Annotated in this window: 20 protein-coding genes and 1 other RNA gene; all 21 read left to right on the top strand. The window is 39.5% G+C overall.

Annotated features, from left to right (window positions below):
- The first annotated feature begins 18 nt into the window (after nt 1–18).
- The 21 genes from ettA (at nt 19) to ftsZ (ending at nt 26,924) form a co-directional block, all read left to right on the top strand.
- On the top strand, nt 19–1,668 hold the full coding sequence (gene ettA / locus ACFIM8_RS05550) for an energy-dependent translational throttle protein EttA (protein WP_375606955.1): 1,650 nt from the start codon (nt 19–21) through the stop codon (nt 1,666–1,668).
- Nucleotides 1,669–2,340: 672 nt separating this feature from the next.
- A complete protein-coding gene (locus tag ACFIM8_RS05555) occupies nt 2,341–3,279 on the top strand; it encodes an ArsR/SmtB family transcription factor (RefSeq protein ID WP_375614607.1) in 939 nt (312 codons plus the stop codon).
- Nucleotides 3,280–5,442: 2,163 nt separating this feature from the next.
- A complete protein-coding gene (locus ACFIM8_RS05560; protein ID WP_375606957.1) occupies nt 5,443–5,820 on the top strand; it encodes a hypothetical protein in 378 nt (125 codons plus the stop codon).
- A gap of 817 nt (nt 5,821–6,637) precedes the next feature.
- The gene (locus tag ACFIM8_RS05565) at nt 6,638–6,829 is read left to right on the top strand and encodes a hypothetical protein (RefSeq protein WP_375606958.1); all 192 of its coding nucleotides are present in this window, start codon (nt 6,638–6,640) and stop codon (nt 6,827–6,829) included.
- 350 nt (nt 6,830–7,179) lie between these two features.
- The gene (locus tag ACFIM8_RS05570; protein ID WP_375606959.1) at nt 7,180–7,689 is read left to right on the top strand and encodes a lytic transglycosylase domain-containing protein; all 510 of its coding nucleotides are present in this window, start codon (nt 7,180–7,182) and stop codon (nt 7,687–7,689) included.
- Between the two features lie 83 nt (nt 7,690–7,772).
- An RNA gene (gene rnpB, locus ACFIM8_RS05575) (RNase P RNA component class A) lies at nt 7,773–8,163 on the top strand.
- 260 nt (nt 8,164–8,423) lie between these two features.
- A complete protein-coding gene (gene rsmH, locus ACFIM8_RS05580) occupies nt 8,424–9,422 on the top strand; it encodes a 16S rRNA (cytosine(1402)-N(4))-methyltransferase RsmH (protein ID WP_375609263.1) in 999 nt (332 codons plus the stop codon).
- Nucleotides 9,419–9,823: a hypothetical protein gene (locus tag ACFIM8_RS05585; protein ID WP_375606961.1), complete on the top strand. Its 405-nt coding sequence runs from the start codon at nt 9,419–9,421 to the stop codon at nt 9,821–9,823. Before rsmH ends, ACFIM8_RS05585 begins: the two co-directional genes overlap by 4 nt.
- Nucleotides 9,823–11,565, top strand: coding sequence for a peptidoglycan D,D-transpeptidase FtsI family protein (locus ACFIM8_RS05590; protein WP_375614608.1), 1,743 nt, complete (start codon nt 9,823–9,825; stop codon nt 11,563–11,565). Before ACFIM8_RS05585 ends, ACFIM8_RS05590 begins: the two co-directional genes overlap by 1 nt.
- Before the next feature lie 23 nt (nt 11,566–11,588).
- The gene (locus ACFIM8_RS05595; RefSeq protein ID WP_375614609.1) at nt 11,589–13,040 is read left to right on the top strand and encodes a UDP-N-acetylmuramoyl-L-alanyl-D-glutamate--2,6-diaminopimelate ligase; all 1,452 of its coding nucleotides are present in this window, start codon (nt 11,589–11,591) and stop codon (nt 13,038–13,040) included.
- Nucleotides 13,037–14,458 carry a UDP-N-acetylmuramoyl-tripeptide--D-alanyl-D-alanine ligase gene (gene murF, locus ACFIM8_RS05600; RefSeq protein WP_375614610.1) on the top strand — a complete coding sequence of 474 codons (1,422 nt, stop codon included), beginning with the start codon at nt 13,037–13,039 and terminating at the stop codon, nt 14,456–14,458. Before ACFIM8_RS05595 ends, murF begins: the two co-directional genes overlap by 4 nt.
- Before the next feature lie 21 nt (nt 14,459–14,479).
- Nucleotides 14,480–15,550, top strand: a complete 1,071-nt coding sequence (gene mraY, locus ACFIM8_RS05605; RefSeq protein ID WP_375606965.1) for a phospho-N-acetylmuramoyl-pentapeptide-transferase — start codon at nt 14,480–14,482, stop codon at nt 15,548–15,550.
- Nucleotides 15,551–15,554: 4 nt separating this feature from the next.
- The gene (murD, locus tag ACFIM8_RS05610) at nt 15,555–16,949 is read left to right on the top strand and encodes a UDP-N-acetylmuramoyl-L-alanine--D-glutamate ligase (protein ID WP_375609265.1); all 1,395 of its coding nucleotides are present in this window, start codon (nt 15,555–15,557) and stop codon (nt 16,947–16,949) included.
- 141 nt (nt 16,950–17,090) lie between these two features.
- Nucleotides 17,091–18,245 carry an FtsW/RodA/SpoVE family cell cycle protein gene (locus tag ACFIM8_RS05615; protein WP_375606967.1) on the top strand — a complete coding sequence of 385 codons (1,155 nt, stop codon included), beginning with the start codon at nt 17,091–17,093 and terminating at the stop codon, nt 18,243–18,245.
- A complete protein-coding gene (locus ACFIM8_RS05620; protein ID WP_375614611.1) occupies nt 18,238–19,374 on the top strand; it encodes a UDP-N-acetylglucosamine--N-acetylmuramyl-(pentapeptide) pyrophosphoryl-undecaprenol N-acetylglucosamine transferase in 1,137 nt (378 codons plus the stop codon). The genes ACFIM8_RS05615 and ACFIM8_RS05620 overlap by 8 nt, the downstream gene beginning before the upstream one ends.
- A complete protein-coding gene (gene murC, locus ACFIM8_RS05625) occupies nt 19,358–20,785 on the top strand; it encodes a UDP-N-acetylmuramate--L-alanine ligase (protein ID WP_375609266.1) in 1,428 nt (475 codons plus the stop codon). The genes ACFIM8_RS05620 and murC overlap by 17 nt, the downstream gene beginning before the upstream one ends.
- Complete coding sequence (gene murB / locus ACFIM8_RS05630; protein WP_375606970.1) at nt 20,763–21,740, top strand: UDP-N-acetylmuramate dehydrogenase; 978 nt, start codon at nt 20,763–20,765, stop codon at nt 21,738–21,740. Before murC ends, murB begins: the two co-directional genes overlap by 23 nt.
- Before the next feature lie 239 nt (nt 21,741–21,979).
- Complete coding sequence (locus tag ACFIM8_RS05635; RefSeq protein WP_375606971.1) at nt 21,980–22,900, top strand: D-alanine--D-alanine ligase; 921 nt, start codon at nt 21,980–21,982, stop codon at nt 22,898–22,900.
- On the top strand, nt 22,888–23,799 hold the full coding sequence (locus ACFIM8_RS05640) for a cell division protein FtsQ/DivIB (protein ID WP_375607007.1): 912 nt from the start codon (nt 22,888–22,890) through the stop codon (nt 23,797–23,799). The genes ACFIM8_RS05635 and ACFIM8_RS05640 overlap by 13 nt, the downstream gene beginning before the upstream one ends.
- A complete protein-coding gene (gene ftsA / locus ACFIM8_RS05645; RefSeq protein ID WP_375606972.1) occupies nt 23,796–25,097 on the top strand; it encodes a cell division protein FtsA in 1,302 nt (433 codons plus the stop codon). The genes ACFIM8_RS05640 and ftsA overlap by 4 nt, the downstream gene beginning before the upstream one ends.
- A 63-nt stretch (nt 25,098–25,160) precedes the next feature.
- The gene (gene ftsZ, locus ACFIM8_RS05650) at nt 25,161–26,924 is read left to right on the top strand and encodes a cell division protein FtsZ (protein ID WP_375614612.1); all 1,764 of its coding nucleotides are present in this window, start codon (nt 25,161–25,163) and stop codon (nt 26,922–26,924) included.
- The last annotated feature ends 51 nt before the right edge of the window (nt 26,925–26,975 follow it).

Raw genomic sequence — 26,975 nt, forward strand, 5'->3', positions numbered from 1 at the left:
CAATATAAAGAGAAATTTATGGCACGTCAATTTATCTATCATATGGCTGGGCTCAACAAGTCTTACGGCAATAAAAAAATCTTAGAAAATATTCATTTGTCTTTCTATCCAGATGCGAAGATCGGTATTTTAGGGCCAAATGGTGCTGGTAAATCAACGATTTTACGTATTATGGCTGGGCTAGATAAGGAATATACAGGAGAAGCATGGCTTTGTGAAGGAGCGCGCTGTGGCTATCTACCACAAGAGCCTTTGCTTGATGCAAGCAAAGATGTGCGCGGCAATGTGATGGAAGGTGTTGCAGATAAACAGGCAATTCTTGAGCGTTATAACGAATTGATGATGAATTATAGCGAAGAAACGGCTGATGAAAGTGCACAGCTTCAGGATATTATTGATAGTCAGAATCTTTGGGATTTAGAAAGTCAAGTGGAAATGGCTATGGCTGCTCTTGGATGTCCGCCAGCCAATGGGGATGTCACAAAGCTTTCTGGTGGTGAGAAGCGGCGTGTTGCGCTTTGTAAATTACTTTTGTCAAAACCTGATTTATTACTTTTGGATGAACCGACAAACCATTTAGATGCTGAAACGACGGCTTGGCTTGAGAGGCATCTACGTGAATATCCTGGGGCTGTGCTTTTGATAACCCATGATCGTTATTTTCTCGACAATGTAACGGGTTGGATTTTAGAATTAGATCGCGGTAGAGGTATTCCTTATGAGGGGAACTATTCTGCTTATTTGGGGGCTAAAGCCAAGCGTTTGGCTCAGGAAGGCCGTGAAGAGGCAGCGCGTCAACGTGCTTTATCACGTGAGCAAGAATGGATCGCTTCTAGTCCAAAAGGGCGACAAGCAAAGTCAAAAGCTCGGATTAAGGCTTATGATGAGTTGGTTCAAGCAGCACGTGAGCGCCGTCCTGGAGAGGCGCAAATCATTATTCCTATTGGAGAAAGGTTAGGACAAGTTGTTATTGAGGTTGATAATCTCTCTAAAGCTTATGGTGAACGTGTATTGATTGATTCTCTTTCTTTTAAACTTCCTGCTGGCGGCATTGTCGGCGTTATCGGTGCCAATGGTATGGGAAAGTCGACCTTGTTTAAAATGTTAACGGGACAGGAAAATCCCGATTCAGGTCAGATACGTATCGGTGAAACAGTTCACATGAGTTATGTGGATCAGAGTCGCGATTCCTTGGTGGGGGATAAAACTGTTTGGGAGGAAATTTCTGGTGGAAATGACATTATTAAATTAGGCAAATATGAGATGAATAGCCGCGCTTATTGCGGGGCTTTTAATTTCAAGGGGGCAGATCAGCAGCAGAAGGTGGCAAATTTATCAGGAGGGCAGCGCAATCGCGTACATTTGGCGAAACTTCTAAAAGAGGGGGGGAATGTGCTTCTTCTTGATGAACCGACAAATGATCTTGACACTGAAACATTGGGTGCATTGGAAGATGCATTGGAAAATTTCGCTGGTTGTGCAGTTATCATATCGCATGATCGTATGTTTCTTGATCGATTGGCAACACATATTTTAGCCTTTGAAGGTGATGGTCATGTAGAATGGTTTGAAGGTAATTTTGCTGAATATGAGGCTGATAAAGTTCGTCGTCTTGGGGCGGAATCTCTTAATCCTAAGCATGCAAATTATAAACCTCTTACACGCTAGAATTTTTATTTTATCGCAACTTTGTTGGAATAATAGTGTATTTTATTGTGTTTGTTATTTCATAAATAAAGTGTGTGTGTGCTCTGTGGAAGTTTTTATTCATTGAAAAAAGTAAGAGACATCTTATGAAATTATGACCTAAATAGGGTTATTCTACTCATGATATATAACCGGTTATTGCTTGTAAAATTGCAATGAAAAGGAGGAGATGAAGAGTATAGTATTACTTCTACAAATGCTCTGGTCATTGAGCATTATCGTCTTTACTTAATAAAGATGCAAGCTGACACTATCATATTATTTATTTTTTCTCAATGGTATGCAGTTCTTGTTTTGAGGTGGGCATAAAAGGTATTTTTATCTATATGTTCCCTCCGTTTATGTGCTGTAAGAGAATGATTTGGATTGATTTATCATAAATAGATTTGAAATGAGAAAAATTTATGGTGTTCTGGTTTTTTATTCAAGTTAAAATGAATGAATTATTATTATAAATCAATGTATTATCATTATAACGAGAAACAGATGGATAAGATCTGTTCGTTTTTTACATGAGCCTATTTTTTTCATAGTATGATAAAATAGAGAGCACAAAATAGATGAGAATATGCGTTGTATGCTTGACTTTTTTTCCTATAAACAAATGTTTATAGGAATGTTTAGGGGATAATTATGAAAAAAAGTACAAGTTTAGATGCAATAATTGAGCTGCTGAAAGCGGTTGCAGAAGTAAGCCATTTACGTGTTCTTACGCTCTTGCGTCATGAAGATTTAACAATCCCTGATTTTATTTTTATTCTTGATCAGTCGCAAGCATGTATATCACGATATTTACGTTTATTGTACGAAGCACAATTGATTGAGCGTTATCAGAAGGGGGATAGCCTTTATTTTAAGCTTTGTCATGATTTTGGGGGTAAAGACATTGTGATGGGTATTCTTTCGTCTTTACCAAAGAATGATGTGTTGTTAGCGCATGATTTAGAACGTTTGAAGGACATTAAAAAGCAGCGTCAAAAAAGGAGGAAGAAGCATTTCTTACAAAATGCGTTGCAACGGGATGTATTACGGTCATCCTATATGGCAGATCGTGGTGTAGAAAACTCTTTACTTGAAATCATTGGCGATAAACCATTTCAGATGATGCTGAATATTGGAAGAGGTGGAGACTCTATCTTAAAATTGTTTTCTAATCTTTATACGCATGCGGTTGAAGTTGTGCTTGATAGCGATGTTTTTCACTTGTCTGTTGGAGATACAACTTTTGATTTAGTTATTCTTCATTGGGTTTTACATTTTCTTGAAAATCCTGAAATGTTTCTTCATGAGATATCAAGTGTTTTGCGTCCCTATGGGCGTTTATTGATTGTGGATTTGGGTTATCATAAAGCTGATTCTTCACATTTTGATCAAGCACATATGCGTCTTGGATTTTCGACTTTACAAATAGAAAAGTGGCTAAAAAATGCCGGACTTATGCTAGAGCAAACAGTTTGTCTTACTCCTATACAAAATGAAAATAGTAAGGAGGGCATGGTTACACTTTGGCTTGCTCGTGATCCGCGTTTATTAGTTGACGATATCAAAGATAAACAAGTAGATTTTGCATAAATCGCGTTTGTTAACGCACTTTATTCTCTGATTTTTCTCAAGGAATAGCGTAGAGATAAAACTTTATTCAATCATTGATAAGCTATTGTTTTTTACATTTGTATTATGTTTTTATATGGGAGTATTGGTGTTTTATAGCGGCGTGTAGGCTGTATAATGAAACACCTTCTATAGAGTTAAGCCTATGAGGATCATTATTTAAGGTGTCCTGATATTATATTTTATTAGCCAATATATTGATTTTAAAAGATCATTGATTTTTTTAAACTCAATAAGAGGTTTGAATACAGGAATGTTGTCTCATTTCAAATTTCCTGTTTCAGAATCCGAAAGAGTCTGTTTGTCTGCTACAAAAGAAGGTATTTATCTTAATGATACCGTTTGTAAAAGAAAATACATCTTTCATACATTTTCTAAATGTGAGAGCGGCTGCAATATGATATAATGCCGCACAATATAATATAGTGAAGGCTCATACCTTTATAAATGTCAAAGATGGTGGTGCCCAATAGATCTTAAAATGTCTCTTTAAAACAGGTTTTTAGATAAGGAGTACCTTGGAACTTTTAGTGAGGGGTGCAAAAAGATGCTCTAAAAAGACGAAAAAGTAAAAGGGTAAGACAATGCATTATATTCATAAAATAAGATCGGCGATGATCTAGGGATAGTTTGTGGCTGAAAGTAGGAAAAAAAGCGTGATATTACACTAAAGTTTCGTATCTCTTTATCATGAGAAGTTATGAAGGTTATTAAATAAGTCCATTGTTTTTGCCAAAAGTATTTTCTTTCTTTTTATGTTTGCCGCTCATCTTATGACGCAGTCCGTGGGTATAGCGTAAAATTGATAGGGCACCATCGTCTTTAGTTTAAGTAAAAGTTGTAAGCAGGCATCATCGTTTTATGTTTTTTATCCATATGCTTCTTCTTGTTTGTGATGTGCGATAGTATGGCTATTCATTAATTCAATAGACGAAGATTGAAAATAAGGGAACCTTACGTTCTTGAGATCTCTCATGTAAATTGTAAAATGATGAGTTCTGATTGTAAATCAATGAATTGTTTACGTTAGAAGAACAGACTATAAAAATTTTTGAGCATAGAAACTACTGTGTGTATTACTTTACGGGATCATTTAAATGATAGAGATTAAGAGAAAATGTCTGCGTTGATTTCGGTTTGTTATGTTAAAATGAGTTAGAGACTGTTGGTTATTGTAAAATGGTTTATCGTTACTTGGAATGACGATGGGGCGTGATTCGAAACAAATACCTTCAGAGTTCTCATTTTCTCATAAGATTAAGCTGTTTAAGTTCCTCATTGATTGTTACATGAAGGATGTAACAATATTTTAATGATCATTTACAGAAATTTTTTATAAATATAGATAAGATTTTATTTCTCTAATTTATTGTTTTATATGAATAATTCATAGCTTTCTTGCAAGAAGATGTTTTCCATTTTTTACGGTTATTTGTGTAAGATTTTAAAAATCTACGTTTTTCTTTTTGTGGTGATTGCTGTTGGAAAAGCGATTCTACTTTTACATAGTTTAATTTTTATAGGGTGGATACGTAGAAATTACTGTTTTTTAATATGATCATCAGAGTTATGAAAGAAACTATTTAAAAGTTATAATGATCGTAGATTCTAATTGATGCTTCTTGAAATAAAATTGCTTCAAATTGGGTCATTTTGAACTTTTTTTGCCTAAATTTAAACATTTTTAAATAATTTATAATTCTTTTATGTTTTTTTGCGTAGAAGATGATAAGAATTTCTTGTTGTTTAAAGAATTTTATTCCATAGCAAGAATATTGCATCGGCTATCTTAGTGGTTGATGTAAGAGGACAATCGGGGAACCTCCTCCCCCCCCCCCGCGTGGATCCCCTAGATTGTCTGGCCTGACTGAGGATTTCCTCAGTCAGGCTTTTTATAATTGTTTTAGGGGATGTGTAAGGTTTTATAGGGGGGAAGTGTAAGATCTGTTATTGTTTCGCCTATAGTACGTAAATATGTAGAGGGGGATGTCTTGTTAGGCGGATAGTGTTAGCGTATTTATTTTGAATAATTTGATTTTTCTTTATTGAGGCATTGTTGAATGCTATAAGGGAAATCGTAAAGGGAATCTATGTTTGTATTCTGTGATCTTTAGGTAAGAGATAATGGAATCTTTTTCGCATCGTATTATTTTTATTTTATTTGTGTTTTTTATTTTTGGCGCTGTCTTTTTTGCTTTTCAAAGTGGTGTTGTTTATCAGTTTTTTCCCGGTCACTCTTCTTTGTCTTCTCAGCAGCTTGATGTAACAGAGGAGGAGTTATTAGAGAGATTATCCGTATCTTTTCCAGATATCATCAAGCATCTTTCTAAAATGACCCCTCAACAGCAAGAGTTGTTTATTGCGCAGCTGCGTCGTGATGTAATTGCGCTTGCTTCTAAAAGTGGGCAGAGTCGTGAACAGGCTCAAAAATCTGGTGAAACTGTTGCTATGGCTCTCTCGAAAGCGATTTCTCGTCCTTCCATTGCTAATACTTATTTTTAGCTATTTTTTTAATCGCGCTTTTGGGTTTTATTTTAAGGAGCAAGAGCTTTTCGTGAAGTCTTGAAAAGTGCGAGGAGATAATCAATTTGTAAGGTATTAACAAAATTTATCTCTTAAAAGGTAAGCAATTGGAGTATAAGGGTAATGTTGCAATCATTACAGGAGTGATAGAAAGTCTATCAAGGGTATTGGTCCAAGTTAATTGCATTATCAACCGCTACAATGACAAAAGCAGTATTGACTATAATAAAACACGTTAACCGCATTTTATATGCCGGTTATTTTTTTATTTGATATGAGAAAATAAAAAATTTTAAAGGATTTAAGCTTTTTTATTCTACGGATTTTAGGATATTTATCCACTTGTATGATTTCTGAAAATGAGGTGTAAGGCTGATAAGATGATAGTCTGTGACAAAGAAAAAATATTTGAATGAAGATGAGAGGTCTATTTTTATTTAAAAAGGCTTTAGGGGTATTGAGCTTTCTAACATTTTTCAAAAAAATAGACACAAGTAATTGTTAAGCTTTGTTGTAGGAAAAAACGGATATAACTTTTTTAGTATATTGTTTTATAATGATAATTTATCATTTTATATTGAATGAGAATCTTAAGAATTATAAAATCCTCTCATTTTAAATTTATCCATGGTGAAAAAATCAAAATCAGTTTCTTGTATACCACAAGTGGGAGGCTTGTGTGGATAAAAACTCTTTTAAAAAGGAATTAAAAAGCTTCTTTGAGATATCTTGAGAGCTAAAAGTCTGTTGCAATATTTTGAATTGGTAAATAGCGTATGATGGTTTTTGTATATCTATGGACTCCTTATGCACAGTGATGGAGGTAGGGGTTGATTTTAGTCAATGGTTTATTGGGGCCATAAAGAATGCTGCGCGTGTTTATTGGTTAGAAAGAAGCATCAATAACGGGTTTTATTTTTGTGAAACTTTTGCGATATCGAGGATCTTTGGTAAAGATGATCTCGTCTCTATTGCTTTGTGGGATTGATATCAATAAAAAATTTAATCATCGTATATAAAAAAATATCATATCTTTTAAAAGTGCTATTTTGTAATATAAAAATTGATTAATACAATAAATATAGCAGAACTTGATAGAATATATCATTTTAGTTAATATGATATAAGTTTAATTATAGGCTTTTAATTTTTTTATTTGATGATATAGAGAAGTCTATAATTTTTGTATAAAGAGTTTTTCTTTTTATACAGAACTTTATCTTGAAATTGTCTTAATATTTCCCTTTTCAAGCCGTTCTTTTGCTTTCTTTTTTTGTACAATGCATTCGAAAATTATTTGCGGTTAGAATTTGAGAATTTTTGAGTGAGAGAAAGAAAATGCAATTTTTGAAAATTTTGTTAAATACAGCGTGTGCTGTATTTTTTGTATTTGATATAAGTTGGGCTCATAGTGTTTTAAATGTTGCAGAAGCAAAAGAAGGCTTAGGGAGTGTTGCTTCTCAGATTTCTAATCGTCCTTATGAATTTCTTATTCAGAAATTTGCAAATAAGTATAATATTCCGGTTAATTTAGCACATGCTGTTGTAAAAGTTGAAAGTAATTATAAGGCAGGTATAAAGGGGGCTGCTGGCGAAATAGGTTTGATGCAAATTAAACCCTCTACGGCACGAGGGTTGGGCTTTAGTGGTTCTGTACAGGATTTGTACGATCCTGCGACCAATCTTGAATATGGTATGCGTTATTTGGCACGGGCCTATAAACTCAGTGGTGGAAGTACGTGTGGTACAATCCTTAAATATAACGCAGGTCATGCTGCAAAAAAAATGAATTCTATTTCAGCGAAATATTGCGCAAAAGTAAAAACTTATCTGGCTTCATTAAAATAAAAACATCTGTTGAGAGAGGTTTGTCATAAAATATTTTAAGATGCTATTTTCACGGAGCAAAAAATGTTTTATAAATCAGTATGTCAGTCGGCTGGGCAGCCGCGCTTGTCCAATGCTGAAAGGCGGCAGGTGAGGAAAGTCCGGGCTCCATGGAAAGACGGTGCCGGGTAACACCCGGCGGGGGTGACCCTAGGGAAAGTGCCACAGAAAGTAAACCGCCTATTTTTATAGGTAAGGGTGAAAGGGTGGAGTAAGAGCCCACCGCGCATTCAGTAATGAATGTGGCAAGGTAAACCCCACCGGGAGCAAGACCAAATAGAAATGACGTGCAAAATTTAATTTGCAGCCGATTTCCGGGCGAGTCATTCGGGTAGGTTGCACGAGGCGGATGGTAACATCCGTCCCAGATGAATGGTTGCCATGTAAAGTGTAAGCTTTACTCTACAGAACCCGGCTTATAGGCCGACTGATATTTCATGATGATACGCGATATTTTATAAGATCAATTATATATGGTCTTTTATGGAGTCTATGTGTTTGAAATGGACACTTGAGCAAAGAGTGTTTTAAAAAATTATAACATTTCTTTAAGTATAATGCGTTAGGATCTGTTTTAGGATAACTTTAGTTTTTTCGTTCATTGTGATTAATGTGATGAAGGCCAGGTTATTCTAAGATCAGTTGCCATGAGAGAGCTGTTGATTTAAGACAGCATAACTTCAAGACGGATTATTTTGATAAAGCAGGATCAAAGAGCTGAACGCCATATTCCAGTGTTGTTACAGCCAGTTTTGGCTGGGCTTATGCCATTGGTTGGAGCAAAAGTGATTGATGGCACCTTTGGTGCTGGTGGTTACACGCGCGCTTTGTTAAAGGCAGGGGCACAGGTGATTGCTCTTGATCGTGATCCTCATGCTATCAGTGCAGGACAATTGCTTGTTGAAGAATTTTTTCCACGCCTTCGTTTGGTCCATATGGCGTTTTCACAGCTTGATCGTGTCGTTGAAGAGAAGGTGGATGCAGTTATTTTGGATATTGGTGTCTCTTCAATGCAGCTTGATGAAGCAGAAAGAGGTTTTTCTTTTCAAAAAGATGGGCCATTGGACATGCGAATGGCTCAGACTGGTTTTACAGCTAGCGATGTTGTCAATCATTTAAAAGCAAGAGATTTGGCACGTATTTTTAAGGTATTAGGAGAAGAGCGTTATGCGGGACGAATTGCACGGATGATTGAAACGCGTCGTGTTGTTCAGCCTTTTTTGCGTACGGGTGATTTGGCGTATGCTATCGAAACGTTGATAGGACGTAAACCGGGAGATCGTATTCATCCTGCAACACGTGTATTTCAGGCTCTTCGTATCTATGTTAATGATGAAATTGGTGAATTGGCGCGTGGTTTATTTGCTGCTGAACGCGTTTTAAAAGCTGGAGGCCGTTTGGGGGTTGTCAGTTTTCATTCTCTTGAAGATCGTATGGTCAAAAGATTTTTTTCGACTCGTTCTGGAGAACGTATGAGATCACGCTATCTGCCAGAAATAAAGGCTGCTCCAGCAACATTTTTTCCTTTGTTTAGAGGTGGGATCACGGCAACTAAAGAGGAGTTACAGAAAAATCCTCGTTCACGTTCTGCGCGGTTGCGTATTGGTGTACGGACTGAAGCAGAGGCTCTTACAGAAGATATGAAATTATTTAGTTTAGCAGAGATTGCCAGTTTTGAAGGCGGCAAGAAATGACAGTTTTTCGTACATTTGATATGATTTTAGTGATGATTATGATTTGTATGGCAGGTCTTACTTATAAGGTAAAATATGATGTTCAAAAACGAATGAATGAAGTTCTTCATCTTGAGCATGAAATTGCTGCAGCAAAAAATACGGTGAGTTTGCTTCATGCTGAGTGGGCTGTGATGATCAAGCCTTCGCGCATGCAAAAACTTGCGAAACGTTATCAAAAAGAACTTGGATTAGAAGTTATACAGCCGCGTCAAATCGTAGAATTTAAAGACATTCCGGTACGGGTACATGATCCAATTGAAGAATTGATTAAACAAAATATCTTGGAAGATAATCAAGATATTTTGGCAAATCGTCGGGATTCTCAGATGAATGGTGTTGTCCAAAAAGGCGTGCAGTGATGAAGTCGACTTTTTTATTCTTACAGAAGAAAAAGCACTTTAAGAATTCGTTGAATAATCATAATGTTTCTGTTCGTCGTCCCTATTCTAGTCGTCCACGTTTGCTTTTTTCGTTGTTCTGCTTTTTAGTTTTATATGGCATCATGGGGGCTTGCCTTATTTCTTATGGGTTGGAAGGTGGACAGATTGAAGAAGCAAAGGGGCCAGGAGTTCTTCAACTGACGGCGCGGCCTGATATTGTTGATCGTAATGGTCGTTTATTGGCAACAGATATTAAAACTTATTCACTTTTTGCTGAGCCACGACGTATTATTGATGTGGATGAAACCATTGAATTGCTCTCAACAGTTTTGCCTGATCTTAATTGGCAGGAAACCTATAAGCGCTTAAAAAGAAAAACTGGTTTTTCTTGGATACAGCGTGGGTTAACACCAATGCAGAAGACACAAATTATGGCCCTTGGTATTCCAGGAATTGGTTTTCGGACTGAAATTCGTCGTTTTTATCCCGATGGACCTGTAACTTCCCATATTCTCGGCATGGTGAATGTTGATAATCAAGGCATTGCAGGTATGGAAAAATATATTGATGATGCGGGTTTGAGTGCTCTGCGTGCTGCTGGTCTTGCCATGGAAGAATCATTAAAACAAGTTCAGCTTTCGATTGATGTGCGACTTCAGGCAATTGTCCATGATGAACTTATTCAGGCTATGAAGCGTTATAAGGCAATTGCTGCAGGAGCTGTTATTTTAAATATACATACGGGGGAAGTTTTGGCGTTGGCATCTCTACCAGATTTTGATCCTGGAAATCCTATTGAAGCTTTAAAAAGTGATCGTCTCAATCGGATGACGGCCGGAACATTTGAAATGGGATCGATTATTAAAAGTTTTACGACTGCCATGGCACTTGATTCCAATATTTTTCATTTAAACAGTATTATTGATGCTTCAAAGCCCATAAAAGCAAGTAGTGGATATATTATTCATGATTTTCACGGAAAAAATCGTCCCTTAACGTTATGGGAGGTTTTTGTTTATTCTTCCAATATTGGTTCTGCTAAAGAAGCATTGGCGATAGGAATTGATAAACATCGTGATTTTTTGCAAAAACTTGGGCTACTGGATCGACTCGTAACAGAGTTGCCTGAAGTTGCTCATCCTATTGTGCCACATCATTGGAAGGATATCCAATCTATGACGATTGCTTTTGGGCATGGTATGGCAACAACTCCCTTGCAAACAGCTGTTGGGGCTGCTGCTTTAATGAATGGTGGTTGGTTAATTGCTCCGACATTTTTAAAACGGACAAAAGAACAAACTTTGCACCATGCAAAACGGGTTTTGCATGCTAAAACAAGTCAAAATATGCGTTACCTTTATCAATTAAATAGTGAGATTGGGTCTGGACGTAATGCAAAAGTAGAAGGTTATCGTGTAGGTGGTAAGACAGGAACAGCTGAGAAAGTTGAAAATGGAAAATATTCTAAAACAAAAAATTTCAATAGTTTTCTTGCTGCTTTTCCTATTGATGATCCTGCTTATGTTGTTTTAACAATTATCGATGAACCAAAGCCTGCAGAGGGACAGCGTTCAGCAACAGCGGCGATGAATGCTGGACCAATGCTTGCTAATATTGTTCGTCGCACAGCTAGTTTTCTTGGTGTAAAACCCGATTTTAAAAAAGAATATGAGCCTCTTTTAAGTAAAAAGAGCAATTCAAGTTTCGTTAAACAACGGTAAAATAAATATAAAGGTGCGTTATCATGTTGTTGGGAACAGTTTTTACAGAATGTGTTGAAGATGAAAGCCTTTCTTCAATAGAAATAACAGGAATAAGTGTGGATTCTCGGCAAGTTTTGCCGGGCTATGTTTTTGTTGCTGTTCAAGGGAAAAAAAGTGATGGAAGACACTATATAGATGACGCGATAAAGCGTGGCGCACGAGCAATCGTTACAGACTGTCATGCTGTTCTTGAGGATTTATCTGTTCCCATTTTACGTGTTTCTAATGTTCGTCATAGTTTAGCGTTGGCAGCTGCACGTTTTTACGGTTCTCAGCCGGAAACAGTTGTTGCTGTGACTGGTACAAGTGGTAAAACATCTGTTGTCTCTTTTCTTCGGCAAATTTGGACTCATGTTGGATTTTGTGCAGCGAGTATAGGAACGGTTGGTGTTGTTTCTCCTAAACGGAATGTTTATGGTTCTCTCACAACACCTGATCCGGTCGTCTTGCACCGTCTTCTTTGTGAAATTTCTCATGAAGGTGTGACGCATGCTGCTCTTGAAGCTTCTTCGCATGGGCTTGATCAAGGACGACTTGATGGAGTCCGTTTAACGGCTGGTGCCTTTACTAATTTAGGGCGAGATCACATGGATTATCACACGGGGGTAGAGGATTATTTGCGGGCTAAAATGAGGTTGTTTGATACACTTTTGCCTGTATCTGCTCCTGCTTTGATTTTTGCTGATGATGTTTATTCACAAAAGGTTATTGATGTTGTTACACAAGCGCGCCGCCGTGTCTTGACAATTGGTCGTAAGGGGCAATTTATCACGATTAATCGTGTCGAACATCAACGCTCCAAACAGTGTATTGAGTGTCGTGTGGAAAACAATATTTATACATTTGATTTGCCTTTAGCTGGAGATTTTCAGGTAGCTAATGCGCTTATGGCAGCGGGGTTAGCCATTGCAACGGGCGTTTCACCTCGTAAGGTTTTTCCTGCGCTTGAAACTTTGCAGGGGGCACCTGGGCGGTTAGAGTTTGTGGGAAAGACAGAAAATAATGCGCTTGTTTATATTGATTATGCTCATAAACCAGAAGCTTTGGAGCAGGTTTTGCTTTCTGTTCGTCCCTTTACGCAAGGACGCTTGATCGTTGTTTTTGGTTGTGGAGGAGATCGTGATCAAGGAAAAAGACCTTTGATGGGAAAAATTGCGGCGGATAAAGCGGACATTGTTATTGTAACAGATGATAATCCTCGAACAGAAATGCCAGAAAAAATACGTAAAGATATTTTACAGGCGGTGCCAACAGCAATAGAGATAGCAGATCGTGGTGAAGCTATTTCTTACGCGGTGGAGCTTTTGAAAGCTGGTGATACACTCATCATTGCTGGAAAAGGTCATGAGGATGGCCAAATTATAGGGCAGACAACTTATCCTTTTTCAGATCGTCTGAAAGTGATAGAAGCTTTAGAGGACCGAAAGAAATGACAGCTTTATGGGATAAGCAAGCACTTGTTGCTGCAATTAATGGTGTTGTAATGGGAAGCTTGCCAGAAACTTTTTCTGGGGTTTCCATTGATAGTCGTACTCTTGCGGAAGGGGATGTTTTTTTCTGCATTAAAGGGCACCATCTTGATGGTCATGATTTTGCTGCGCAAGCTTATGAACGAGGTGCAGGCGTTCTTATCGTTGCGGAACACCGTTTGAGGGATATGAAAAAGATATTGGCTCCACTCATTGTCGTTCCTGATGTTTTGCAAGCCTTAGAACAACTTGCACAAGCTGCACGCAAACGTTCAAGAGCTAAGATTATCGCGATAACAGGATCGGTGGGAAAAACGACGACAAAAGAAGCTTTGAAACAAGCACTTGCAACGGCTGGGAATGTTCATGCGAATCTCGCTTCTTTAAACAATTGCTGGGGGGTTCCACTCACTTTAGCGCGGATGCCTATGGAGAGTGATTATGGTATCTTTGAAATTGGCATGAATCATAGAGATGAAATTCGCCCTCTGGTCAAGCTGGTTTGTCCGCATATTGCTCTCATTACGCATATTTGTGCAGGACATATGGGATTTTTCAAAGATCTTGAAGAAATAGCAAAGGCAAAAGCTGAAATTTTTGAAGGATTGGATGAAGAAGGCATTGCCATTTTAAATGCGGATAGTGATTTTTTTTCTTATCTCGTTCAAAAAGCAAAGAAATGCGGTGTAAAGAAGATCTTAAGCTTTGGTGGGACTAAAGATGCTGATTATCAAGCGCGAGATATACGTCTTCTAACCGATAGTTCTTCTATGATTGTGCGTATTGGGGGGCGGGATAAGGAGGTTCAAATTGGGGCTCCGGGACGCCATATTGTGCAAAATAGTTTAGGGGTTATTGCTGCTTGTGATGCTATGGGGGTTGAGTTAGAGCCTGTTTTTCTTTCTTTTCGCCATTTTTCTTCTCAAAAGGGGCGAGGTGTTCGTTATCGACTGTCTTTATCAAATGGGGGTGAATTTTATCTCATTGATGAAAGCTATAATGCAAATCCTGCTTCTATGCGTGCTGCACTTGAGCTTCTTGCTACAGGACCTGTAGGAAAAGGGGGGCGGCGAATTGCTATTTTAGGGGATATGCTAGAGTTAGGGGAGTATAGTGAAAAGCTTCATCGTGATTTAATAAAACCAATACGTCTTTCCGGTGCTAATCCGGTTTTTCTATTTGGTGAGGCGATGAAATCTTTAGTCAGTGATTTGTCTGCTGGTGTTAAGGTTCATTATGCTGAAAATATTGAGAAAATTTTACCGCTTCTTTTAGCAGAAATTTCTCCTGGCGACCTACTTATGATTAAATCATCCAATAGCCTTTGTTCATCAAATATTGTGACTGCATTGCTTGATCGCTATAAAGCAGTTTCTTCATAGTTTTAAGAGGTTTTTTGTTCCATGATGCTGTTTTTTTCTTCGTTTAGTGATTGGCTTCCGGGTGTAAATGTTTTTCGTTATATTACTTTTCGCACGATAGCAGCTATGCTTACTTCGGGGCTTATCGTCTTTTTGTTTGGACCTAGCATCATTGCTTCTCTTAAATTGCGGCAAGGTAAGGGGCAACCGATTCGTGCTAATGGACCTCAAACACATTTTAAAAAGGCTGGAACACCTACAATGGGTGGATTAATGATTTTAATCGGCATTGTGGTATCGGCATTTTTATGGGGTAATTTATCGAATATTTACTTTTGGGTATCGCTATTGGTTATGCTTTCTTTTGGGGTAATTGGGTTTTATGATGATTATCTTAAGGTCACAAAACAAACAGACAAAGGATTTTCTGGGAAAGCACGGTTAAGCTTGGAGTTTTGTGTTGCGGCGATTGCTGCTTTTGCCATTCTGCAAATTGGCTCATCTGGATTAGCTTTGCCTTTTTTGAAAGATTATCTTATCAATTTGGGCTGGTTTTTTATTCCTTTTTCTGCTTTCGTCATTGTCGCGACGGGTAATGCGGTTAATTTGACGGATGGACTCGATGGGCTTGCTATTGTTCCTGTGATGGTTGCAGCCTTATCTTTTGCTCTGATTGCTTATCTTTCTGGTAATATGAATTTTGCTGATTATCTCCAAATCCATTATGTATCGGGAACAGGTGAATTGGCTGTTTTATTGGGAGCTGTTGTTGGGGCAGGGCTTGGATTTTTATGGTTTAATGCACCACCTGCAGCTATTTTTATGGGAGATACTGGATCGTTGGCTCTTGGAGGACTCTTAGGGACTGTTGCGGTTGCTACGAAGCACGAAATTGTTTTGGTTCTTATTGGTGGACTTTTTGTTGTGGAAGCTTTTTCGGTCGTTATTCAGGTTGGTTATTTCAAATTAACAAGAAAACGCGTGTTTCTTATGGCACCGATACATCATCATTTTGAGAAAAAAGGTTGGACTGAAAGCCAAGTGGTGATACGCTTTTGGATTATTTCGATTGTTCTCGCTCTCATAGGTCTTTCAACACTTAAATTGCGGTGAGAATGTGATTTCTGTTACGTGTTATAAAGGTCAAAAAGTTGCTCTGTTTGGATTGGGGCAGTCTGGACTAGCAACGGCACAAGCATTAATGTGTGGTGGTGCAGAAGTGGTGGCGTGGGATGATAGTCCTTCAAGCGTGCAGATGGCTTGTCGGCAAAATATTCCAACAAGAGATCTCCACGATGAGGACTGGTCAGAATTTGTTGCATTGATTCTCGCTCCTGGAGTTCCTTTAAATTATCCTCAACCGCATTGGGTTGTTGAAAAGGCACGAAAAAAAAATATAGAAATTATTGGTGATATTGAATTGTTTGTTCGTGCACGCCATGATTTTTTACAGCATTATGGTTTTTGTGACCAAGATGTTCCGTTTATTGCGATTACGGGGACGAATGGAAAGTCGACAACAACGGCTTTGCTTACGCATTTATTGGAAAAAATGGGCTATGATGTGCAGATGGGGGGAAATATTGGAAAGGCAATATTGACGCTTAAGCCATTTGTTAAAAAACGTATTTATGTGATTGAATGTTCATCATTTCAAATTGATCTTACTCCCTCTCTTCAGCCAACCATTGGACTTTTATTGAATTTGACATCTGATCATATTGATCGACATGGAAGTTTTGCCTGTTATGTGCAAACCAAAAGGCATCTGATTGCTCAGGCTTCTCAGGCTTTTATTTCAGTTGATGATGCAGCTTGTCAGGTTTTATATCAACAGTTACTTCATGATGGGAAGCAAATTGAGGCAATTTCCAAGAATCATTTTGTTGAAAATGGTTTTTATGCAGATGGAACCAAGCTTTTTTCTGTTCGTCAAGGACAGCGTCATATGCTTGCAGATCTTGCTCCTATGGCGGTGTTACGTGGGAGTCATAATGCGCAAAATGCTCTTATGGCATTGGCAACATTGCAGGCTTTAAAAATAACAGATCCCTCTATAAAAAAGCATTTAGCAAGTTATAAAGGGTTGGATCATCGTATGCAGCAGGTGCGTAAAATGGGGGCGGTTTTGTTTATCAATGATAGCAAGGCGACTAATGCAGATGCAACAGCTCCTGCTCTTTCCACCTTTAATGATATTTTTTGGATTGTTGGGGGACAGGCGAAAAAGGGAGGAATAGAGTCTCTTAGAGAATTTTTTCCTAAAATTCGTAAAGCCTATTTGATTGGGAGTGCGGCGGAAGAATTTGCTCGCATTATTGGATCTGCTTTTCCCTTTTCTATGAGCTTAACTTTGAAAAATGCGGTGCGTGAAGCAGCTGTTGACGCAATAGGTTGTAAGGCAAAAGAGGTGACGGTTCTTTTGTCACCTGCTTGTGCAAGTTATGACCAATTTAAAAATTATGAAGAACGGGGCGAAGCATTTGTCTCTTTTGTGATGCAGTTACAATAAAAAGCATCAGTTATAAAAAAATATTTTTGCGTTAAGACTCCAGAATCTTTTTTTGTGTAATTTAGTTTTTAAAGTGTTTGTTAAACAGGCGGGGAACCATATCACTTTGAAACAATTTATAAAACGGATAAGGCGGATATCATGGTTACGCGTGCAGATAGAGACCCAATTGCTAATTGGTGGTGGACGATTGACCGCTCTGTCTTTGCAGCTTGTTTAATTTTAATGGGGATTGGCATTATGTTGTCTTTTGCTGCCAGCCCCACGATTGCAAAAAAAATCGGAATTGCTGATAGTTTTTATTTTGTTCGGTGGCATATCATTTTCAGCATTTCAGCATTTTTTACGATGGTGACCATTTCTTTTTTTTCAATTCCTAATATTCGTCGTTTATGTGCTCTTTTGCTTATTGTAACGCTTGCTCTTATGGTTGCAACCTTATTTTGGGGTCCAGAATTAAAGGGAGCACGGCGGTGGATTGTGCTCTTTGGTTTTTCTGTACAGGCTTCAGAGTTTATGAAGCCAGCTTTTGTGGTTATGTCCGCTTGGCTTTTTTCGGAACAGATACGCAGGAGGGGAATTCTAGGTTATACGTTAGCGATTGTACTTTATGGCATTTGTTGTGTGCTTCTGGTTTTGCAGCCTGATATTGGACAAACACTTTTAATAAGTGCAACATGGGGTGGTTTGTTTTTTATTGCTGGTGTGCCTCTAGCCGTTATTTTTCTCTTTCTCATTTTAGGTGCTGGAGGAATTGTTTTAGCTTATCTTTTTCTGTATCATGTGCGTGAGCGTATCAATGGTTTTTTGACAGGTGAAGGAGATACCTTTCAAGTAGATGTTGGACGTGAGGCTATTTTGAATGGTGGTTGGTTTGGGCAAGGTCCTGGGGAGGGAACAGTAAAACGTATTATTCCTGATAGCCATACAGATTTTGTATTTTCCGTTGCTGCTGAAGAATATGGTATTATTCTTTGTTTATTAATTATGATGCTTTTTGGTTTTATCGTTATGCGTTCATTGTATATAGCAATGAATACACGTGATTGCTTTATACGTCTTGGTATTACTGGCATAGCAATGATGATTGGCTTTCAATCAGCTATTAATATGGCCGTTAATCTTCACTTAATTCCTCCAAAAGGCATGACATTGCCTTTTATTTCTTATGGTGGTTCTTCGATGGTGGCGATTGCGTTTTCAATGGGCATTTTGCTCAGTTTAACACGTCGTTGGCCAGAAGCACGCCTTTCAGCTTTTTCTTCCTCTTCTGTCTTGGATACGCCTTATGAATGATAAAAAAGTTATTGTTTTGGTGGCTGGTGGTACAGGTGGACATCTTTTTCCTGCTGAGTCCCTTTCTGTTGAATTAAGGGAGCGTGGATATGATGTTCATTTAATAACAGATGAAAGAGCACGCCCTTTTGTTCGGTGCTTTGATGAAGAGCATACACATATCGTTTCATCGGCAACATTTATACGCCGCCATCCTTTTGCTCTGATAAAGACGTTTTGGTCTTTACTAAGGGGAATGGGGCAATCGTTGGCGTTGTTTTATAAATTACGTCCTGTTCTTGTTGGAGGATTTGGGGGATATCCGAGCTTTCCTCCTCTTTTTATTGCGGCTTTAACAAAGCGTGTGACATTTATTCATGAACAAAATGCTGTTATGGGGCGTGCCAATCGGATGTTGGCAATTTTTGTGCGTGCAATCGCTGGTGGTTTGTTGTCGCCAAATGGCGCTTATGCCCATAAAATGCTTTTAACGGGGAATCCTGTCCGTGAGGCTGTGCTGAAGGCGGCCGAAATTCCTTATCATTCTTCAGAGGGGGAAACGCCATTTAATTTTTTGATTTTTGGTGGTAGCCAAGGGGCTTCTGCTTTTTCACATATTGTTCCAGAAGCCATTGCGTTACTCGATGATAAGAACCGTAAACGCTTGCGAATTGTACAGCAAGTTCGCGGTGAAGCAGGAGGGTTGATCAAAATCTATCGTGATATGGGCGTACAAGCAGAGGTTGCTCCTTTCTTTGATGATATGGCTGAACGTATGGCACATGCTCATTTTATTTTGTCGCGCGCTGGGGCTTCATCCGTTTGTGAGATAGCGGTGATTGGTAGACCTGCTTTGCTTGTTCCCTATCCCCATGCTTTAGATCATGATCAGGCTGCCAATGCAGCTCTGCTTGCTCGTGTAGGTGGTGCGCAAATTGTATCAGAAAAAGATTTAAATGCACAAAAGCTTTCTTCTCTTTTAATGCATGCTTGTTGTGCGCCCCATTTATTAGAAAAACAAGCGCTTGCTGCAAAAAAAGTTGGGCAACCTCATGCAACCCGTTGCCTTGCTGATATGGCTGAATCCTTAATTGCAGGGCGATTGTTGTCAGATATAAAAGAGGAGCTTTTTAATGAAAATGCCACTTGATATAGGCGTTATCCATTTTATCGGAATCGGGGGGATCGGTATGAGTGGAATTGCGGAGGTTTTTTATAATCTTGGCTATAAAGTTCAAGGGTCAGATCAAGTTGAAAGTGCAAATGTTGAACGTTTACGGAAAAAAGGAATTAACGTTCATATAGGTCATTGTGCTGAAAACTTAGGGAATGCAGAGGTTGTTGTTTTTTCTACTGCCGTTAAAAAAACAAATCCTGAGTATATTGCTGCAAAGGAAAGACATTTGCCGCTTGTCAGACGTGCAGAAATGCTGGCGGAGCTGATGCGGTTTCGGCGTGCAATTGCAGTGGGTGGTACACATGGTAAAACAACAACCACATCAATGGTCGCAGCCCTTCTTGATGCTGGTCATTTTGATCCAGTGGTGATTAATGGCGGTATTATTAATGCTTATGGTACGAATTCTCGTACAGGAGATGGCGATTGGATGATTGTTGAAGCTGATGAAAGTGATGGTACATTTTTAAAGCTGCCTGCTGATATTGCTGTTATTACTAATATTGACGCTGAGCATTTGGATCATTATGGAAGTTTTGATGCTGTGCGTGAGGCTTTTCGGCAATTCGTAGAAAATGTTCCTTTTTATGGTTTTGCTGTTTTGTGTCTTGATCATCCAGAGGTTCAGTCATTGGCGGGCCGTATTGATGATCGTTGGGTGATCACTTATGGTAAAAATCCACAAGCGGATGTTCGTTTTCTTAATCTTTCGATGGATGGTCAAAAAACGCATTTTGATGTTCTTGTTCGCTCACGCAAAACAGGAAGAAAGATTGAGTTAAAAAATTTGCTTTTGCCCATGGCAGGGCAGCATAATGTTGCCAATGCAACGGCGGCGATTGCTATTGCGCATGAACTTGGCATTTCAAATGAAGCTATAAAAAGGGGCTTAGCAGAATTTGGCGGAGTAAAACGGCGTTTTACGCGAATAGGAAGTTGGCGTGGCATTGAAATATTTGATGATTATGGACATCATCCTGTTGAAATAAAGGCAGTTTTGCGTGCTGCACGTGAGAGTGCAAAAGGGCGTGTTATTGCGATTGCACAACCCCATCGGTATTCGCGTTTGTACCATTTATTTGATGATTTTGCTGCTTGTTTTAATGATGCAGATACAGTGTTGATTACGCCCGTTTATGCGGCTGGTGAAGAACCTCTTGTAGGATTTGGTTCTCAAGAATTGGTAGAGCATATTAAAATGGCTGGTCATCGTGATGTGCGCTTAATACATGGTCTGGAAGATGTTGTGTCTCTTGTCTCAACATTTGCTCAGGCAGAGGATTATGTGGTTTTTCTTGGTGCTGGCAATATCACACAATGGGCGTGTGCATTGCCTCATCAGTTGTCGGTATTTGATGGTCATGATAAATTTTCAGCACATTGATGGTGAGGCGTTATTGGCGCAATTGCAACCACTGTTGGGGGGTATAAGAGGCAAGCTTACACCTAACGTTGAGATGCGTAAGGTGACGTGGTTTCGCACTGGTGGGTTAGCAGAACTTTTTTATCAGCCTGTTGATGAGGAAGATTTAGCTCTTTTCCTTCAAAATTTGCCTGAATTTATTCCTGTAACAATTGTAGGAATAGGTTCTAATCTGCTGGTGCGTGATGGGGGTGTTCCTGGTGTTGTGATTCGTCTTTCGCCAAAAGGTTTTGGGCAAGTGCAACAAGTTTCTCCAAAACGTTTTTTAGTTGGTGCAGGTACGGCCGATAAACATTTAGCTACCGCTGCTTTAAAGGCAGAAATCGCGGGTTTTCATTTTTATCACGGTATTCCTGGTGGTCTTGGAGGGGCACTCAAAATGAATGCGGGTGCAAATGGTGTTGAAACCGCAGCACGTGTTGTTGAGGTTTATGCGCTGGATCGTAAAGGAAAACGTCATATTTTGAGTTTGAAAGATATGCATTATTCCTATCGCCATTGTGATATTCCTGAAGGGTTTATTTTTACTGCTGCTTTATTAGAAGGACAAACCGGTAATAAAGATGATATTCGTGCTGCTATGGATGAAGTTGCCCTCCATAGGGAAACAGTGCAACCTATTCGTGAAAAGACCGGTGGATCAACTTTTAGAAATCCTGAGAATATATCTGCGTGGCGCGTGATTGATGAGGCAGGGTGTCGTGGTTTACGGATTGGTGGTGCTCAGATGAGCGAAATGCACTGTAATTTTATGATCAATACAGGGCAAGCAACAGGATATGATCTTGAAGCATTGGGAGAAACAGTGCGTGCACGTGTTTTTGCACATTCAGCCCACCTTTTACAATGGGAAATAGAGCGTATTGGTCAATTTGAGCGTGGTCGAAGTGTTCCTCCTTTTGATCCATTTCATTGATTTATTGTTCACTAAAAAAGTGAAAATAAAAAATTGAGTCATTTCAAAGAGATAATAAAAAATTTCTATTAAGAATCAATAAATTAACAAAGAATCTCTTGCATCAAGCTTTTGAGTCTGATTCATTATGCAAAATGCTAGGTTATTGATTCGCAAGGATAAACTTTGTTTTTTCCTGTATGTGGTGCTGATGTATTCTATATAGACTACATATAGTATGCGAAAGAGGGTGATTTATTATGAAAGATAAACATATAGCTGTATTAATGGGAGGTTTTTCTTCTGAACGGTCTGTAAGTTTATCTTCAGGGGCGGCTTGTGCTGATGTTCTAGAGGTGCAGGGGTATCGCGTGAGCCGCGTGGATGTTGACGCTCATATTGCTTCTGTTCTTGAACAGTTGCAGCCTGATATTGCCTTCAATGCATTGCATGGTCCATTTGGTGAAGATGGCCGGATTCAAGGGATTCTTGAATATTTAAAAATTCCTTATACTCATTCTGGCGTGATGGCATCTGCTTTGGCAATGGATAAGGGACGTGCAAAAATTATCGTTGCAAATGTTGGGGTTTGTGTTGCTCCTTCTCGTATCATGAGCCGCTTTGCTTTGGGTCGAACACATCCCATGGAGCCTCCTTATGTAATTAAACCTGTGTGTGAAGGATCAAGTTTTGGTGTTGTCATTGTTCAAGGAAATGAAGCTGCACCGCCGCATAATATTGGGGGAGCTGAGTGGGGATATGCGGATGAGGTAATGATTGAAAAATATATTCCTGGTCGTGAATTGACTTGTGCTGTTTTGGGGAACGAAGTGCTGGATGTGTGTGAAATTCTTCCCGATAAACACTTTCCATTCTACGATTATGATTCAAAATATAAAACGGGTGGTTCTCTTCACATTTGTCCTGCACAACTTTCACTAAATATTTACCAAAGTGTGCAAAGAATGTCTTTAGCAGCCCATCAGGCGATAGGGTGTCGAGGTGTTAGCCGTTCTGATTTTCGTTTTGATGAGAAAACAGGAGAATTGGTTTGGCTTGAAATTAATACGCAACCCGGTATGACATCGACGTCTCTTCTTCCTGATATTGCAAAAGTGAGCGGTCGTACTTATGGCGATATTGTTCAATGGATAGTGGAGGACGCATCATGCATGCGTTGAGTATTAATAAAACGAATATTCCGATGGAGGTGCTTTCAGTGCCGGCTTTGCCACGTCTTTATCGTCGTTTTCTTCGGTTTATGTTTGAGTTTGTTTTTGTCAATATTCATATTCCACGCCATTTTGGCTCTTTTGCTGTTGTGTGGTTTTTCTTTGTTACGGCTTTTTATGGGCTTTCATCAAGTGGTCAGATGGCTGTGATCGTAAACACGATCATATTGGATAGTAGTTTTGTGGTCACTCATGTTGATATAAGCGGTAATAAGCGCTTGGCAAAGCAGGATATTTTTAAAATTTTAAAACTTGATGTTGCGCCTTCTATATTCACTTTTGATGTTGAAAGAGCGCGTTCTCTGTTGGAAAAGCAGCCTTGGGTGCAATCGGCTAATGTTCAGAAAATTTATCCCAATAGAATGCGCATTTCCATCGTGGAGCGTGAACCCTATGCCATTTGGCAACATGATGGCATAATGGATATTGTTGATAATACAGGTCGTGTCATTGTGCCTTTTAAAGGGGAAATTGTTCGGGATTTACCTCTTGTGGTTGGGCAGGGTGCACAAAATGCTGCTAAAGTGTTTATTCAAGCGCTGTCAGTCTATCCGGAAGTATATGATCGTATTCGTGCTTTTGTGTGGGTAGGTGATCGGCGTTGGGATCTTGTTTTGAATAATGGAATGCGCGTTATGTTGCCTGAAAATGGTGCTCTTGAAAGGCTTTTTTCTCTTTTTTCGTCCGGTACAATGCAAGATCTTTTATCTCGCGATATTCTCAGTGTTGATTTACGTCTTGCTGATCGAATTACTGTTTCTTTATCAGATGAAACGTTGGAGCGTTATCATACTACTGTAGCAGAAGAAGAACGTATTTTAAAAGCGCGAAAGGCAGGAAGCCTATGATGCTACTCAGATCACATCATTTGAAGGGGCGTAAAACACGTTTTTTAACGGTACTTGATGTCGGTTCAAGTAAGATTGTTTGTCTTATTGCTTGTTTGCGTCCTTTGAAGCATGCGCACTATTTACATGGTCGTACACATTCTACGGAAATTCTAGGTTTTGGTGTGCAGCGTTCACGTGGTATTAAATCTGGTGTTGTGATGGATATGTTTGCAGCAGAGCAATCAATACGCTTGGCTGTTGATGCGGCAGAAAAAATGGCGGGTTTGGTGGTGGATTCAGTGATTGTGAATTTTTCCTCAAGTCGATTACAAAGTGCTTTGATTAATGGAAAGGTCCATTTGAATGGTCGTGAAGTCACCAAGCGTGATATGCGTATGGCCTTTTCAGATGTTTCGCGCAAAGCCTTTGATGCTGAACGTCATGTTATGCACTCAGTTCCAGTTTCTTATGTATTGGATGGAGATAAAGGAATTTCTGATCCTATTGGCATGGCAGGGGAAACATTTGGTGTTGACGTGCATGTGGTAACAGCAGAAACAGCATCTTTGCGTAATTTAGAAACTTGTATTAATCGTGCACATTTGAGTGTTGAAGCAATGGTTGCTACTCCCTTTGCAAGTGGTCTTGCTGTTTTGATGAATGATGAGGCGCGTTTAGGGGCTGCATGTATTGATTTTGGTGGTGGAACAACAACATTTTCAGTGTTTTTTGAGGGGAAATTTATTCATGCAGATGCTCTTGCTGTTGGGGGGCATCATGTCACTCTTGATGTTGCGCGCGGATTTTCTATGTCTTTAACAGAGGCGGAACGTTTAAAAGTTGTTTATGGTTCAGCACTTTTAACAAGTGCTGATGAGCGGCAAATGATTAATGTAGCAGAAATTGGGAGTGAACAGCGTGAAACTCAATATCCTCGCGCAGTTCTTGGGCGTATCATTCGTGCGCGTGTTGAAGAAATTTTAGAAATGGTCCGTGATTGTTTAAATCGTTCTGGTTTTGGTCACATCATTGGTAAACGTGTTATTTTGACTGGGGGAGCAAGCCAGTTAACAGGATTGCCAGAAATGGCACGTACTATATTAGGAAGAAATGTTCGTATCGGGCGGCCTTTAGGTATTTCGAGGCTTCCTTCTCTTGCAAAAGGGGCGGCGTTTACATCTGCTGTTGGGTTGTTAATTTATCCGCAATTGGTGGGTTTTGAAGAAAAAACAATGCAGGCGGCAGGAAATCATTTATCGATGGGCACGCGTGGGTATTTTCAGCGTGTTGGTCAGTGGTTGCGTGAGAGTTTTTAGTTAAGTCTAGTTGGATAAATTTCATCGCTTTGGCTTGCGGTGTCTTATGAGAAGGAAAAGAAAATGACGATTAATCTGCATCGGCCAGATATCGCGGAATTGAAGCCACGCATTACCGTTTTTGGTGTTGGAGGTGGTGGCGGGAATGCCGTGAATAATATGATAAATGCTGGTCTTCAGGGAGTTGACTTTGTTGTTGCAAATACGGATGCACAGGCTTTGGCTATGTCAAAGGCTGAACGTGTTATCCAACTTGGGGCAGCTGTGACAGAAGGTTTGGGTGCTGGTGCTTTACCGGAAGTTGGGCAAGCGGCGGCGGAGGAATGTATTGATGAAATTATTGATCATCTTGCAGACTCTCATATGGTTTTCATTACTGCTGGTATGGGGGGAGGAACTGGAACAGGAGCTGCTCCCGTTGTTGCTCGCGCAGCGCGTGAAAAAGGTATTTTGACCGTTGGTGTGGTGACAAAGCCATTTCAGTTTGAAGGGGCACGTCGTATGAAAACGGCAGAGGCTGGTATTGAAGAATTACAAAAGTCTGTCGATACATTGATTGTTATTCCCAATCAAAATCTTTTCCGTATTGCAAATGATAAGACAACATTTGCTGATGCTTTTGCTATGGCTGACCAAGTGCTTTATTCTGGTGTTGCTTCCATTACGGATTTGATGATTAAAGAGGGTTTGATTAACCTTGATTTTGCTGATGTTCGTTCTGTTATGCACGAAATGGGTCGAGCCATGATGGGAACCGGTGAGGCATCTGGTGATGGGCGTGCTTTGGCTGCTGCTGAAGCTGCTATTGCGAACCCATTGTTGGATGATACTTCTATGCGTGGGGCGCGTGGTTTACTGATTTCTATTACGGGTGGTCGTGATATGACTCTCTTTGAGGTTGATGAAGCTGCTAATCGTATTCGTGAAGAAGTGGACGCTGATGCGAATGTGATTTTTGGCGCTATTGATGATGAGTCATTGGAAGGTGTTATTCGTGTTTCTGTGGTTGCGACCGGTATCGATCGTGAAGTTAGTGATGTGGTTCAGTCCTCTCATCCTCAGATTCAAAGGCCTGCTTCTTCAATACGCAAGAGCGATCCTGGAACGTCACACAGTTCTTTTCATGTTCAATCATCGCCTCTGCGTTCTGAGTCAATGGTAGAAGTGATCGAATCACTTGAAATAGAGAAGGGTAAATCAACCGGAGAACAGTTCCGTCCCAAAAGTCAAATTTTTGCACATCCTGTAGAAGCAATGACGACACGAAGTGCGACGAGTGCTGTTGCGTATGGCTCAAATGCTGTTCAGGAACAGAAATTAAATGTGCCTCGTATGCAAGTAAGCCGCGGTTCTCAACAAGCGATGGCGGCTCCCGTGAGTATGGAGGCAACAGCGCATGTTCTTGATGAGATGACAGGGGTTGTGAAGCAAACAGAAAAGCCAGTGCAACCAAAACAAATGCAAGCGCGCGCTCCAATGCGTATGCCTGAGTTAAAGGATTTTCCTCCTGTTGCTCATGGACAAAGCCAAAGAACATTTGTGACTGATCAAGGTCCTCGTAATCTTTGGCAGCGTTTGAAACAGAGCTTGACACATCGTGAAGAAGCTGAGCCAGAAGCGAGGTTGGAGCCTGCTGTTAGATCGTCTCAGCAGAAAGAGTCTCATGTTTACAATAAAAACTCTCAGGTGCTTTCTCAAGATGCTTCTGTTTATGTTCCACGTCGTTCTGGTGAGCTGCATCCTCAGGTACCACAAGATCAGCGTACTTTTATAAGTGAAGAAGATCAGTTGGAAATACCAGCATTTTTACGTCGTCAGGCAAATTAATTGATGAAAAATGAGGTAAAGTAAGAAATTTTATTATTTCTTTAATGCTCA

Source organism: Bartonella sp. AC535YNZD (assembly GCF_042196625.1).
Taxonomy (GTDB): Bacteria; Pseudomonadota; Alphaproteobacteria; order Rhizobiales; family Rhizobiaceae; genus Bartonella.

Bases quoted from the DNA above. Each gene is read 5' to 3' on its own strand.
- murC (WP_375609266.1), top strand. From the start codon at position 19,358: ATGAAAATGCCACTTGATATAGGCGTTATCCATTTTATCGGAATCGGG.
- ACFIM8_RS05560 (WP_375606957.1), top strand. From the start codon at position 5,443: ATGGAATCTTTTTCGCATCGTATTATTTTTATTTTATTTGTGTTTTTT.
- ACFIM8_RS05590 (WP_375614608.1), top strand. From the start codon at position 9,823: ATGAAGTCGACTTTTTTATTCTTACAGAAGAAAAAGCACTTTAAGAAT.
- ACFIM8_RS05565 (WP_375606958.1), top strand. From the start codon at position 6,638: ATGGACTCCTTATGCACAGTGATGGAGGTAGGGGTTGATTTTAGTCAA.
- ettA (WP_375606955.1), top strand. From the start codon at position 19: ATGGCACGTCAATTTATCTATCATATGGCTGGGCTCAACAAGTCTTAC.
- murF (WP_375614610.1), top strand. From the start codon at position 13,037: ATGACAGCTTTATGGGATAAGCAAGCACTTGTTGCTGCAATTAATGGT.
- ACFIM8_RS05635 (WP_375606971.1), top strand. From the start codon at position 21,980: ATGAAAGATAAACATATAGCTGTATTAATGGGAGGTTTTTCTTCTGAA.
- ACFIM8_RS05555 (WP_375614607.1), top strand. From the start codon at position 2,341: ATGAAAAAAAGTACAAGTTTAGATGCAATAATTGAGCTGCTGAAAGCG.
- ftsA (WP_375606972.1), top strand. From the start codon at position 23,796: ATGATGCTACTCAGATCACATCATTTGAAGGGGCGTAAAACACGTTTT.
- ACFIM8_RS05585 (WP_375606961.1), top strand. From the start codon at position 9,419: ATGACAGTTTTTCGTACATTTGATATGATTTTAGTGATGATTATGATT.
- mraY (WP_375606965.1), top strand. From the start codon at position 14,480: ATGATGCTGTTTTTTTCTTCGTTTAGTGATTGGCTTCCGGGTGTAAAT.
- ACFIM8_RS05620 (WP_375614611.1), top strand. From the start codon at position 18,238: ATGAATGATAAAAAAGTTATTGTTTTGGTGGCTGGTGGTACAGGTGGA.
- murB (WP_375606970.1), top strand. From the start codon at position 20,763: ATGATAAATTTTCAGCACATTGATGGTGAGGCGTTATTGGCGCAATTG.
- ACFIM8_RS05595 (WP_375614609.1), top strand. From the start codon at position 11,589: ATGTTGTTGGGAACAGTTTTTACAGAATGTGTTGAAGATGAAAGCCTT.
- ACFIM8_RS05615 (WP_375606967.1), top strand. From the start codon at position 17,091: ATGGTTACGCGTGCAGATAGAGACCCAATTGCTAATTGGTGGTGGACG.
- ACFIM8_RS05570 (WP_375606959.1), top strand. From the start codon at position 7,180: ATGCAATTTTTGAAAATTTTGTTAAATACAGCGTGTGCTGTATTTTTT.
- ACFIM8_RS05640 (WP_375607007.1), top strand. From the start codon at position 22,888: ATGCATGCGTTGAGTATTAATAAAACGAATATTCCGATGGAGGTGCTT.
- ftsZ (WP_375614612.1), top strand. From the start codon at position 25,161: ATGACGATTAATCTGCATCGGCCAGATATCGCGGAATTGAAGCCACGC.